Source organism: Pseudomonas sp. CC6-YY-74, assembly GCF_002025205.1.
GTDB classification, from domain to species: Bacteria; Pseudomonadota; Gammaproteobacteria; order Pseudomonadales; family Pseudomonadaceae; genus Aquipseudomonas; species Aquipseudomonas paeninsulae.
On the sequence record NZ_CP019947.1, the window covers coordinates 1,226,423 to 1,239,214 of the forward strand.

General features: G+C 60.4%; 13 protein-coding genes. 10 read left to right on the forward strand and 3 right to left on the reverse strand.

The features are described 5' to 3' along the window. Positions 1-2,367, forward strand: coding sequence for a heavy metal translocating P-type ATPase (locus tag B2D37_RS05730; protein WP_079201817.1), 2,367 nt, complete (start codon positions 1-3; stop codon positions 2,365-2,367). Positions 2,368-2,738: 371 nt separating this feature from the next. Next, on the forward strand, positions 2,739-3,146 hold the full coding sequence (locus B2D37_RS05740) for a carboxymuconolactone decarboxylase family protein (RefSeq protein WP_218190369.1): 408 nt from the start codon (positions 2,739-2,741) through the stop codon (positions 3,144-3,146). Positions 3,147-3,154: 8 nt separating this feature from the next. Here the strand turns inward: B2D37_RS05740 and B2D37_RS23405 are convergent, their stop codons facing one another. Then, positions 3,155-3,415, reverse strand: a complete 261-nt coding sequence (locus tag B2D37_RS23405) for a hypothetical protein (RefSeq protein WP_218190370.1) — start codon at positions 3,413-3,415, stop codon at positions 3,155-3,157. A gap of 15 nt (positions 3,416-3,430) precedes the next feature. On the opposite strand from B2D37_RS23405, the gene B2D37_RS05745 reads away from it, so the two are divergent. The 7 genes from B2D37_RS05745 to B2D37_RS05775 all read left to right on the forward strand — a co-directional run bounded on the left by B2D37_RS05745 (position 3,431) and on the right by B2D37_RS05775 (position 9,791). Further along, the gene (locus B2D37_RS05745; RefSeq protein ID WP_079201819.1) at positions 3,431-4,246 is read left to right on the forward strand and encodes a TlpA disulfide reductase family protein; all 816 of its coding nucleotides are present in this window, start codon (positions 3,431-3,433) and stop codon (positions 4,244-4,246) included. Between the two features lie 367 nt (positions 4,247-4,613). After that, positions 4,614-4,820, forward strand: a complete 207-nt coding sequence (locus B2D37_RS05750) for a co-regulatory protein PtrA N-terminal domain-containing protein (protein WP_079201820.1) — start codon at positions 4,614-4,616, stop codon at positions 4,818-4,820. A gap of 211 nt (positions 4,821-5,031) precedes the next feature. Beyond that, on the forward strand, positions 5,032-6,966 hold the full coding sequence (locus B2D37_RS05755) for a copper resistance system multicopper oxidase (RefSeq protein ID WP_079201821.1): 1,935 nt from the start codon (positions 5,032-5,034) through the stop codon (positions 6,964-6,966). Positions 6,967-6,981: 15 nt separating this feature from the next. Then, positions 6,982-7,296, forward strand: a complete 315-nt coding sequence (locus tag B2D37_RS05760; RefSeq protein WP_079201822.1) for a hypothetical protein — start codon at positions 6,982-6,984, stop codon at positions 7,294-7,296. Next, a complete protein-coding gene (locus B2D37_RS05765) occupies positions 7,286-8,383 on the forward strand; it encodes a copper resistance protein B (protein ID WP_079201823.1) in 1,098 nt (365 codons plus the stop codon). The genes B2D37_RS05760 and B2D37_RS05765 overlap by 11 nt, the downstream gene beginning before the upstream one ends. Before the next feature lie 9 nt (positions 8,384-8,392). Continuing rightward, entirely contained in the window at positions 8,393-9,331 is a 939-nt protein-coding gene (locus B2D37_RS05770; protein WP_079201824.1) for a c-type cytochrome, read from the forward strand. Then, positions 9,321-9,791, forward strand: a complete 471-nt coding sequence (locus tag B2D37_RS05775; RefSeq protein ID WP_079201825.1) for a DUF411 domain-containing protein — start codon at positions 9,321-9,323, stop codon at positions 9,789-9,791. Before B2D37_RS05770 ends, B2D37_RS05775 begins: the two co-directional genes overlap by 11 nt. Positions 9,792-10,342: 551 nt before the next feature. Here the strand turns inward: B2D37_RS05775 and B2D37_RS05780 are convergent. After that, positions 10,343-10,660 carry a transcriptional regulator gene (locus B2D37_RS05780; RefSeq protein WP_079201826.1) on the reverse strand — a complete coding sequence of 106 codons (318 nt, stop codon included), beginning with the start codon at positions 10,658-10,660 and terminating at the stop codon, positions 10,343-10,345. 213 nt (positions 10,661-10,873) lie between these two features. Here B2D37_RS05780 and B2D37_RS05785 point away from each other — a divergent pair, with 213 nt between their 5' ends. Further along, positions 10,874-11,284, forward strand: a complete 411-nt coding sequence (locus B2D37_RS05785) for a hypothetical protein (protein WP_079201827.1) — start codon at positions 10,874-10,876, stop codon at positions 11,282-11,284. A gap of 73 nt (positions 11,285-11,357) precedes the next feature. Here the strand turns inward: B2D37_RS05785 and alaC are convergent, their stop codons facing one another. After that, a complete protein-coding gene (gene alaC / locus B2D37_RS05790; RefSeq protein WP_079201828.1) occupies positions 11,358-12,602 on the reverse strand; it encodes an alanine transaminase in 1,245 nt (414 codons plus the stop codon). Positions 12,603-12,792: the final 190 nt, after the last annotated feature.

A 12,792-nucleotide genomic window follows, 5' to 3' on the forward strand; every position in this document is an offset into this window, starting at 1 on the left:
ATGCACAGCTCTGCGAGCCACCACGATCCCGCTCACTCCAAGCCTGGTGAAGCGCAACAGGGGGGACTGACGGATCCGGTGTGCGGCATGACTGTCAGCAGCGACAGTCAACTACGCGAACAGTACGAAGGGCAGACCTATCGATTCTGCAGCCAGAAGTGTCAGGACAAGTTTCGTGCTCAGCCGCAGTCCTACGTCGGGCTTCAGCCCGCGGCTGAGCATGCAGGGCATGCGCCTCATGAGACGCTTGAGCCGATAGCGGAGGCGGCTGAGTACACCTGCCCCATGCATCCGGAAATCCGCCAGCCCGGTCCTGGCACCTGCCCCAAGTGCGGCATGGCGCTGGAGCCGGTCATGCCCGCACTGGATGAGGAGGAAAACCCAGAACTCAAGAATTTTTCCCGGCGCTTCTGGTGGACGCTGCCGCTGACGGTGATCGTGACGGTACTGGCGATGGCCGGTCATGCGTTGCAGATTTTTCATGGGACGACGCAAAACTGGGTCGAGCTGGTCATCGCCACACCCGTGACCCTATGGGCTGGCTGGCCTTTCTTTGTTCGCGGCGTGGCCTCCGTACGTCAGCGCAGCCCGAACATGTGGACCCTGATCGGCCTCGGCACATCGGCGGCCTATCTGTACAGCGTGGTGGCAACCCTGTTCCCGCAGCTATTCCCGCAGACCTTCATGCAGGACGGGCGCATTGGCGTCTACTTCGAGGCCGCCGCGGTCATCATTTCCCTGACCCTGCTGGGGCAAATGCTCGAACTCAAAGCGCGCTCGCAGACCTCTGCGGCGATCAAGTCGCTGCTTGGGCTGGCGCCGAAGACGGCCCGGCGGATCAATGCGGATGGCCAGGAGGAGGACATCCCCCTTACCCACGTCCATCAGGGCGACCATCTGCGGGTCCGCCCGGGCGAGAAGGTGCCGGTCGATGGCAGCGTGCTGGAGGGGGAGAGCGCCGTCGATGAATCCATGCTGACGGGTGAGCCTGTGCCGGTGATGAAGAGGGCGGGCGATACGCTCATCGGTGCCACCCTCAATACGCACGGCAGTCTGATTATGAGTGCGGAGAAGGTCGGCAGTGAGACCACGCTGTCGCAGATTGTGCAGATGGTGGTGCGCGCACAGCGTTCGAAAGCGCCCATGCAGCGCATGGCCGATGTGATCGCCGGGTATTTCGTGGTGGGCGTCATCGCGATCGCGGTATTGACCTTCTTCGCTTGGGGGTTGTTCGGGCCTGAGCCCGGTTGGGTGTTCGGCCTGATCAATGCGGTGGCCGTATTGATCATCGCCTGTCCCTGCGCCCTTGGCCTGGCCACACCCATGTCGATCATGGTGTCTACCGGAAAGGCCGCCAGCAGCGGCGTGCTGTTCCGGGATGCCAGCGCCATCGAGAACCTCTGCAAGATCGACACGCTGATCGTCGACAAGACCGGCACCCTGACCGAGGGACGGCCGGTTTTCCATAGCGCGGAGGCGACTGCCCAGTTCGACTCAGTAGAGCTGCTGCGCCTGGCCGCCAGTCTCGATCAAGGCAGCGAACACCCTCTGGCACATGCCATCGTCGACCATGCCCGTGCCCAAGGGCTTGAGTTGAGCAAGCCGGACTCATTCGAGTCCGCCTCCGGTATTGGGGTGAGCGGTCAGGTAGACGGCGCAGCACTACAGTTGGGCAATACCGCCCTGATGGAGGATGCCGGGGTGGATATCACGCCGCTGAAAAGCCGCGCCGAACAGCTCCGCCTCGAGGGTATCAGCATCATCTACCTGGCAGCCGATGGCGTGCTGGCCGGGCTGCTGGCGGTGTCTGACCCGATCAAAGCGACCTCCCAAGAGGCCGTGTCCAAGCTGCAAGCCGAGCATGTGAACGTCATCATGGCGACTGGCGATGGCCTCACCACCGCACGGGCTGTAGCCAAGCAACTGGGCATCGACGAGGTGCATGGCGAAGTCAAACCACAGGACAAGGAACGTTTGGTCGCCGACTTGCAGGCCCGGGGCCGACGCGTCGCAATGGCGGGGGATGGCATCAACGATGCCCCGGCCCTGGCGCGATCCGACATCGGCATCGCCATGGGTACCGGCACCGATGTGGCGATGAACAGTGCTCAGGTGACCCTGGTCAAGGGTGACTTGATGGGCATTCTCCGTGCGCGAGCCTTGTCAGTCGCCACGGTGAGGAATATGCGCCAGAACCTGGGGTTTGCCTTCCTGTACAACGCGATGGGCATTCCGCTCGCCGCCGGACTGTTGTATCCACTGACCGGCCTCTTGCTGTCACCGATGATCGCGGCGCTGGCCATGAGCGTGAGTTCGGCCTCGGTGGTGTTCAATGCGCTGCGTCTGCGGCGGGTGGTAATCGGCTGAAAATGGGACTGAACTCAACAGATATATAAACAACCTATCGGAGACGGATGATGCATGACACTACGATGTGGCCATTTGGGCCATTGATGATGCTGGTATTTGCAGTGCTAATTATCCTGCCGTTTAGCTTCATTTTTCGGAAGGCAGGGTACTCACAGTGGTTGGGGCTGCTGATGATCGTGCCGATCGTCAACCTCATACTGCTGTATTTTCTGGCATTCTCAGAGTGGCCAACAAGCCGAGCGCGCGGGAGCTCACGCGATTGAACGGATGCTTCCGGGTGTTTGTGGGCATGCAGGCAGAGGTTGTTTTCGCGATAAGCGCACAACCAGTTGGCTGAACTAAAGCCTGGGCTTATTTTGAGGTGCCGCGTGAGAGTTTCAGCTCAAAAATTGAGCGACTATCCGTGGATTTTGCGGCCATTTTTCTGGAATCAAAAAAGGAAATATGGCGCGATCCTGCAGCCAGGGTTGCTGTGGGCACGCGTTCCAAGATTGTTCGGGGCGGTGGCGGTACTTTATGGTGTGCTGGACAGAAAGAACTCTCCACTGAGCCCGATTTTGCGCTCATTGGTTACGGTGCGAGTATCACAGATCAATGGGTGCAACTTCTGTGTTGATCTCAATTCAGCCACGCTTGCAAAACGCTCGGGATCTACGGAAAAGGTTGAGCAGCTCTCGCAGTGGAGGGCGAGTGAGCTGTTTGACGATAAGGAAAAGGTGGTGCTGGAATATGCTGAAGCCATCACGTATTCGGATCGACAGTCACTGATGAGCTGATGCTGAAGTTAAGCCGTTTCTTTGACCAGGACGGTATCGTTGAGTTGACTGGGCTTATTGCATTCCAGAACTTGTCGAGCAAATTCAATAGCGCTCTCGATGTGCCAGCTCAGGGGTTCTGCAAAACCCCGCATGAGCATCGCCAGTAACTCAACAAGCTCTGAGTTGCGGCGGTGTGTCAGTCGATCAGGCCCGCGCTGTTCAACAACCACAAAACCAGGCTTCAATCTGGCATCGCGCTTCGGCACCGCCAAGCGTGTGCTGGGCAACCCGGAGTATCGTTGATGCTAACCGTCAATCTGGGGCCGCTGACCCTGGGCGTCCCTCATCTACTGCTGATCGGCAGCCTGCTGCTGGCGACGCTGAGCGGCTGGTGGGTCGGTCGGGCCAGCGCACGCAACCCCGAACAGCAGGTGTTCCGGTTGCTGCTGGTCGCCCTGTTAGTGGCGCGTCTGGCCTTCGTGGTGGGTTATTTCGAGCACTATCAGGGCGAGCTCTGGCGAGTGCTGGACATTCGCGACGGCGGCTTCATCGCCTGGCCCGGCTTGATCGCGGCCTTGTTGCTGGGCAGTTGGCAGGCCTGGCGCGACCGTGGATTGCGCAAGCCGCTTGGCGTGGCGCTGGCGGTCGGCATGCTGAGTTGGGGCTTGGGCAATCTCGCTTGGCATGCCCTCGAGCAAGGCACACGTCTGCCCGAACTGGCACTGCGCGATAGTCGCGGCGCTCCAGTAGCGCTACAGGATTATCTGGGCAAACCGCTGGTGATCAACCTCTGGGCGACCTGGTGTCCACCCTGTCGGCGAGAAATGCCGGTGTTGGCCGAGGCTCAGGCCAGGGAACAGGCACTGACCTTTCTGTTCGTCAATCAGGGCGAGGGCGAGGGCGAAATCCGCCGCTTCCTCGATGCCGGCAGGCTGGACCTGCAAAACGTCCTGCTCGACAGCGACGGACGGCTCGGCCAGCACGTCGGCTCCATGGCTCTGCCCACTACGTTGTTCTACGACGCCGATGGCCGCCAAGTAGGCAGCCATCTCGGTGAATTGTCCCGCGCGAGCCTCGCTCGCGCCCTGGAACAACTGGAGCAGGGTGCCCAGCCATAAGGCATGTCAGGTAGGTCGCTTTATTGCTGGTGGGCATGAGTCTGCGGGCTACCTCGCCAAGATCAGCGTCTGAGGACATGTGCAGCTTTGCGCTCATCGATTTAGTCCGCTGTATTCAGCGCCCGTCTGAACGAACTTTAGCGGCGTGGGGACCGTGCTGCCTGTCTCGCACCAAGCCCATGGCACTTAAGCAAGCGCGTGAGAGCGAGCCGCACGGCAAGAGCAATCTGACAGAACTGTAATGCCCACCTCAGCTTTCTGACAGGGCCTGCCAGTTAAGGTTACTTCGAGTTTGAAGCTCCGCCCTAAGCGCTACGTCGAGATGTGGCGTCGATGGGCTAACTAAATCGTACTTGAGGATACCCATATGAAAGCCATGAAAACTCTCTTCGTAGTCGCCGCTCTGAGCCTTTCCTCTTTGGCTATGGCCGAAGGTGGTGCCGAGCGCACCCTTACCCGCATCGAGCAAGCTCAGCAAGCGTCGTCACCAGTCGAGCAAGTTGCCCAGACGCAGAAGAGTCAAGCGCCCTTGAGCAAAAGCAAAGCCAAGATGACAGACCACGTCAGCTGCTGATCTTTGCAGGGCGTGTCCAAGCTGACAGAAATGTAATCACCCTGACGGTTTAAATGTGGCAGTTTCTAGGCTCGCTGGCCGTGCGCATTTAACCAAGTTGTGGCTGGGACGGAGCGGGGCGCGCCATCTTTCTGGGCGAGCCTCCTAACCCGCAAGTCTGCGCGCTGGCTATTCAGCACTGATTTCCTTTGATCGATTGGACATAAACGGCATGCAATCCAAAAATTCGAGGCGAACATTCGTCAAGGGCCTGACCGCCTGCGGCATACTCGCAGGTCTAGGCCTGTGGCGAGCCCCAGCTTGGGCAGTCGTCAGCCCAGGCCAGCCGAACGTTCTCAGTGGCACCGATTTTGAACTGTTCATAGGCGAAACCCCGGTGAATATCACCGGTTCGCCACGTACCGCCATGACCATCAACGGCAGCCTGCCTGGGCCACTGCTGCGGTGGCGCGAGGGCGATACCGTGACCCTGCGGGTTAGAAATCGCCTGGACCAAGACACCTCGATCCACTGGCACGGGATCATCCTGCCGGCCAACATGGACGGTGTGCCGGGCCTGAGCTTCCACGGCATCGCGCCCGATGGCATGTACGAGTACAGATTCAAGGTGCAGCAGAACGGCACCTACTGGTATCACAGTCACTCGGGCCTGCAGGAGCAGGTCGGGGTCTATGGGCCGATCGTGATCGATGCCAAGGAGCCGGAGTCATTTCAGTACGACCGCGATTATGTGGTGATGCTGAGCGACTGGACCGACGAAGCCCCTTCGCGTGTCATGGCCAAGCTGAAGAAGCAGTCGGACTACTACAACTTCCACAAGCGCACCGTCGGTGACTTCATCGACGACGTCAGTGAGCAGGGTTGGGCTGCAACCGTGGCCGACCGCAAGATGTGGGCCGAGATGAAGATGAGCCCCACCGATCTCGCCGACGTCAGCGCTCACACCTACACCTACCTGATGAACGGCCAGGCGCCCAACGGCAACTGGACCGGTATCTTCAAGCCGGGCGAGAAGCTGCGTCTGCGCTTCATCAACGGCTCGGCCATGAGCTATTTCGACGTGCGCATCCCCGGCCTGAAGATGACCGTGGTGGCCGCCGACGGCCAGTACGTGGAGCCGGTCAGCGTCGACGAATTGCGCATCGCCGTGGCGGAAACCTATGACGTGATCGTTGAAACATCCAGCGCCGAGGCTTACACCATTTTCGCCCAGTCCATGGACCGCACCGGCTATGCCCGCGGCACCCTGGCCGTGCGTGAAGGGGTGAGCGCGCCTGTGCCTGAACTCGATCCGCGGCCGTTGATCAGCATGGGCGACATGGGCATGGACCACGGCAGCATGGGCGACATGGCCGGCATGGATCACAGCAAGATGGCTGGCATGGACGACATGGCCGGCATGGACCACAGCAAGATGGCTGGCACGGACGACATGGCCGGCATGGACCACAGCAAGATGGCCGGCATGGGCGACATGGCCGGGATGGATCACAGCAAGATGGCTGGCATGGGCGACATGGCCGGTATGGACCACAGCAAGATGGCTGGCATGGGCGACATGGCCGGGATGGACCACAGCAAGATGGCTGGCATGGCTGGTATGGCTGGAATGAGCGGCCAGATGCAAGCGCACCCGGCGTCCGAGACCAACAACCCGCTGGTCGATATGCAGACCATGATGCCAACCCATAAATTGAATGATCCGGGCATAGGCTTGCGCGACAACGGTCGTCGGGTGCTGACCTATGCCGACCTCAGGAGCACGTTCGCCGATCCGGACGGGCGCGAGCCTGGCCGTACCATCGAACTGCACCTGACCGGGCACATGGAGAAGTTCTCCTGGTCGTTCGACGGCATCGAGTTCTCCAGCTCGGAGCCTGTGCGGCTCAAGTACGGCGAGCGTCTGCGCATCACCCTGGTCAACGACACCATGATGACTCACCCGATTCACCTGCATGGCATGTGGAGCGACCTGGAAGATGAGAACGGCAATTTCATGGTGCGCAAGCACACCATCGACATGCCGCCAGGCTCGAAGCGCAGCTACCGGGTTACGGCAGACGCGCTAGGGCGTTGGGCCTACCACTGTCACCTGCTGTTGCACATGGAAATGGGCATGTTCCGTGAAGTCCGTGTGGATGAATAATTAGGGAGACCAATGATGAGCAAATTTCTCAATCGTAAAGCGCTGGTCGCTAGCGCCTTAATCCTCGGTGTACTGAGTGTTGTACAGGTGCCTGGCGCGCTTGCATCCGGCGCTCATGCTGAGCAAGTGCACCTCGCTGCGCCCGCTGCCGACAAGGCCGCCTCCGCGCATATGGGCCATGCCGCTGACGCCCAGAAAATGGATCACGCCGCCATGGCCAAGGGTTCCATGGCGGATGCCGCGATGGATCACAGCAAGATGGCGCATGGCACCATGAAGCATGAGCACAACGCCAACCCGGCTGCGGCGGATAACCATCATGACCAGTAGCTTTTCACGCCCGACCCTGATTGCCTTGGCAGTCTCGCTCGGCACAGTGACGGCCGGCATGGCCAGCGCTGCCGAGCCCATGGATCATTCGATGCACTCCTCTGCGGCCGCGCCGACGGCGGTCGAGGCACAACCCGCATCGACGACGAAAACGCCCCCGGCCAATCAGTACGGCGGCGAAGGCGCCCCGATGGACCATGCGGCAATGGGGCATGGCGCCATGCAGTCCACGCAGTCCAGTGACATGGGCGCGATGGATCACAGCAAAATGAATCATGCGCAGATGGACCCGGGCTCAATGAGCTCGATGGACCACGGCGCCATGGATCACAGCAAGATGGACCAGGACAGCGCAGAAGGCGCGCCGCGCACCACCAGTCGCACGCCGATTCCCGTGCTGACCGATGCCGATCGTGAAGCTGCGTTCCCGCCGTTGGAGGGTCATAACGTGCATGACGACGCGATTAACGCGTTCTTCCTGCTCGATCAGCTGGAGTATCAGGCGGCCGATGAAGGCAGCGTACTCAGTTGGGACGCTTCCGGCTGGATCGGCGGCGATATCGACCGCCTGTGGTTGCGCTCCGAAGGTGAGCGAACCAATGGCGTGACCGAAGAGGCAGAAATCCAGGCGCTCTGGGGCCACGCCATCGGCCCTTGGTGGGATGTGGTCGGCGGGATTCGCCAGGACTTCAAACCCGGCTCGCCACAGACCTGGGCGGCCTTCGGCATCCAGGGCATGCCGCTCTATGCCTTCGAAGCTGAAGCCACGGCCTTTATCGGCGAGAACGGCCAGACTGCCGCGCGTTTGGAAGGCGACTACGACATCCTGCTGACCAACCGCCTGATCCTGCAGCCCACTGCTGAAGTGAACTTCTATGGCAAGAACGACCCTGAGCGCGGTATTGGCTCCGGGCTGGCAAATACTGAGGTGGGCCTGCGATTGCGTTATGAAATCCGCCGCGAGTTCGCACCCTATATCGGGGTGACCTGGAATCGTGCCTACGGCAATACTGCCGACCTGCTGCGCGATGAAGGCGGTGATGTTAGCGAGGCGCGCTTTGTCGCCGGTATTCGGCTGTGGTTTTGAGGACCTGAGATGAAAAGAACAATTAAAACCTTGCTTGCAGCCAGTGTCGTCGCTGGCACTGCGGCCACCGCCGTTGCCTACTTTGGTCTGGTTAACGTCGGTGCCGATGATCCCCATTTGCCGGCTGTGCATGCCTTTTTGACCATGGCCCGTGATCGCTCCATCGAGGTGCGCTCGCGGGATATTCAGGTGCCTGATCTGCAGGATGAGGCGCTGATCCGTGCCGGGGCCGGTAACTACAACTCGATGTGCATTGGCTGTCACCTGGCGCCTGGCACAGCCGAAACCGAGTTGAGTCAGAGCCTCTATCCCGCGCCGCCGAACTTGACCAAGATCGGCGTCAATGGCAACCCGGCGGCGACCTTCTGGACCATCAAGCATGGCATCAAGGCCACTGGCATGCCCGCGTGGGGCAAGAGCATGGGTGATCCGTATATTTGGGGAATGGTCGCCTTCATGCAGCAATTGCCGACGCTCGACGCGCAGCAGTATCAAACGCTGGTCGCCTCCAGCAGCGGTCACCAGCATGGCGGCGGTGAGACCATCATGCACAACCATGAAGGTCAGCACGGCGGCGCAGAAGCGGCAGACGAAGACCACCATGCCGGTGAGATGGCTGGGATGAGTCAGCATGACGCGGCAGTCGAAGATCATCATGCTGGCGAGGCGGCTGGGGCCAGTCAGCATGACGCAGCCAGCGAAGATCACCATGCCGGCGAAAAGGCTGAGGCCGGTCACCATGACTCGGCAGCTCAAGACCACCATGCTGGCGAAGCGGCCGGGGCAAGCCGGCATGACGCCGCCGGCGAAGATCACCATGCTGGTGAGATGGTTGGGATGAGCCACCATGACGCGGAGCAAGCAGCTGACAAGCCCGCGGCCAAGTCCAAACTGGCTGCCAATTCTCACACCCATGCCGATGGCAAGGAGCATGTCCATGCCAACTAAGGGACGCCTGTACGGGGGGCGACTACTGCGTGTCGCCGCACTGGCTGCATTGTTCAGCGGCTCTGCGGCGCAAGCGGCTGATCCGCTGAGCATCGATGTGCACCGCGACGCCAACTGCGGTTGTTGCAAGAAATGGGTCGCGCACCTTGAGGCCAATGGCTTCAAGGTCATCGATCATGTCGAATCGAACATGACGGCAGTCAAGCAGCGCCTCGGCGTTGTTCCGCGCCTGGCCGCCTGTCACACCGCGGTGATCGATGGCAAGTTCGTCGAAGGGCACGTGCCGGCGGCGCAGATTGTGGCGTTGAGCAAGCGCTCCGATCTGCTTGGGATTGCTGTGCCGGGCATGCCGGCAGATTCTCCTGGTATGGAGGTCGGCGGCAAGCAGCAGGCCTATCAGGTCATCGGCTTGAGCAAGGCGGGTAGCGATCAAGTGGTCGCGGAGTATCCGGCAAACTGACTTTTGGTCGGTCAGTTGCTGCTCGATCATCCGAACAGGGTGATCGAGCCTCCTCCACAGCTGCCTGCGACTGAAAGCGGTTGTGTGCAGGGGATCGGGTCTGCTGGCTGGGTTCCAGGGTTGAAGCAGTCAACCGCTTCTTGCAGGCTATGGGCCCTCAGTCTTGAGTGCCTTTGTTTTTACCTCCCCCCAAGGTATTCGTGGTGGCAGGCGTTGCTCGCGTGCTGATGATGTCCTTCGGCGTTGCCCTTCTCAGGCAGAGTGCGGCCAAGTACAAAGACCAACAGTAGCCCTTCGTTCCTTTGCCGCCGACTGTCACTAATTCTGAAACACCGCCTCGATGTCTCATCACTCATGCTCGATTCGCCATGTTGCAATCCGCTTAGTGGCAGACGGCCTGTTCGGCAACGTGAAGGATGTTGGTGGAGACTTGCTCTGTACCTGTGCCAAACGCGCGGCCAGATGGCGGCGCTACTTGGCCTGCGGCCCTCGCTCCTACGTCGAGGGCGCAGCCCGTGCAATCGAGCGGGTCGTTTGATTGCGCCCGCGACTTATTGCACGGTAGGTTTAACCTGCGCCTCCTCGACAAACTCCTTGAGCCACTTGAGCACATCGACAGCATCCCAGCGCGCAGGGTCGAACATCGCGTAGGCAAGGCCTTGATAGCCCACCACGTCCAGTTGCTTGTGATAGCCGGCGCGTTGCAATAGGGCTTCGATTTCGGCGAAGCAGGTGTTGAAGTGCACGCGGGTGAAAGGGGTTCGCCCCTCAGTGACAATGCCCTCCAGGTGCAGTTCGGCGACGGTGGCACGAACTTTATCCAGGGGCATCCGGTTCATGCTGTGTTTCAGTTGTATGACGTCCAGCATCGTTGTGCTCCTGATTGACGCTGTGGTTTGGTCAGGTGTCCGTAGCCAGCAGACCTGACGAGATGACTGAGACAAGGGTAGTCGAAAAGGACTGTACAAATAAACAGTATTCGACAATAGTAATCCCAAGACCCACCCGGGTATTCACTCGATCACCCTCGCCAGCCGCTTGCACAGCCACTGACCGTCGGGACTGCAGAGGAGCAACTAGTAATGCAACAGATGCTGATGACAATTGTGCTGCTGGGGCTGCTGGGGCTGCTGGGGCTGCTGGCAGGCTGCGCCCAGCCGCAGGTCGAGCAACCCAAGGCCAATGGCTCCTATCTGGTGATTGAAAACAGCCAGGCGTGGGCGGTACTCATCTCCGATGGCAAGCGGGTGGAGGAGCGCGGCACCGTGGTGGATGTGATCAAGCTGGCCAGCCGGCATTCTGCAGTGGCCGCCAGCTATGTGATCGAAACGACCAACTGCGGCCGGGTGCAATGGCTGACCGAGCGCGCCGATGATGCGGACGGTGCCACCACCCTGATGTCGCTGCACAACAACCAGCAACTAGACGACGCTGGCTGCATGCTTGGCAATGGGCTGGCTCGGGTGTGGACGGTGCTGGATTATTCGGGCTAATACGCAGACGGGCTACCCGCTGTCGTGCCCGCTACAATGCGTTAGCGGGCACGACAGCAAAGTGACGAATTGCTTAGCTGTCTGTAGGCGTCTTGCGCGGTTTGCTCGGCACTGGGGCCTGAATCAAGCCATCGGCACGGAACATTGCCTTGATCCCGCGTACGGCTTGGCGAATGCGATCCTGATTCTCGATCAGGGCAAAGCGCACATGGTCATCGCCGTAATCGCCAAAGCCGATGCCGGGTGACACGCACACCTTGGCATCCAGCAGCAGCTTCTTGGCGAACTCCAGCGAGCCAAGCTTGGCGTAGGCTTCGGGAATCTTCGCCCAGACGTACATCGAAGCTTTCGGGTTCACCACCATCCAGCCGATCTCATGCAGCCCTTTGACCAGCACATTGCGGCGCTGGCGATACTGTTCGGCGATATCGAGCACGCACTGTTGATCGCCTTCCAGCGCCGCGATGGCGGCGACTTGCAGCGGAGTGAAGGTGCCATAGTCGTGGTAGCTCTTGATCCGCGCCAGGGCGTTGACCAGTTCCTTGTTGCCGACCATGAAGCCAATACGCCAACCGGCCATGTTGTAGCTCTTCGACAGGGTGAAGAACTCCACGGCAATGTCTTTGGCCCCGGGTACCTGCATGATCGACGGGGCCTTCCAGCCGTCGTAGACGATATCGGCATAGGCCAGATCGTGAATTACCAGCACGTCGTACTGCTTGGCCAGGGCCACCACGCGCTCGAAGAAGTCCAGCTCCACGCATTGGGCGGTGGGGTTGGAGGGAAAACCGAGGATCATCATCTTCGGCTTGGGAATCGACTCGCGAATCGCCCGTTCCAGTTCGGCGAAGAAGTCCACGCCGGGCACCAGCGGCACCGAACGCACCTGGGCACCGGCGATCACCGCGCCATAGATGTGGATCGGGTAGCTGGGGTTGGGTACCAGTACGGTGTCGCCATGATCCAGGGTGGCGAGCATCAGGTGCGCCAGGCCTTCTTTGGAACCGATGGTGACGATGGCTTCGCTTTCCGGATCGATCTCGACGGCGTAGCGATCCTGGTACCAGCGCGAAATGGCGCGGCGCAGACGTGGGATACCACGGGAGGTGGAGTAGCCATGGGTGTCTTCGCGCTGGGCGACCTGTACCAGTTTCTCGACGATATGCGGCGGTGTCGGGCCGTCGGGATTACCCATGCTGAAGTCGATGATGTCCTCGCCGCGGCGGCGGGCAGCCATCTTCAGTTCGGCAGTGATGTTGAATACGTAGGGCGGGAGTCGATCGATGCGCGCAAAGCGGCGCGGAGCTTGGTCAGCCATGCTGTCCTCGAAAACGTAAGCGCCCGGAACCGTCCGAGCGACGTTGGCCAGTGCGCTGGCCAGGTGACGAAGATAAGCCGACTGCCAGGGGGTTGTCGAGTGTCTTGTAAGCGTCGTTGGATACTGTTTTGGCAACTGAAATCAGCTGCAGGATGGGTGCGCTGCATAGACGCCCTGCATCTTGACGATG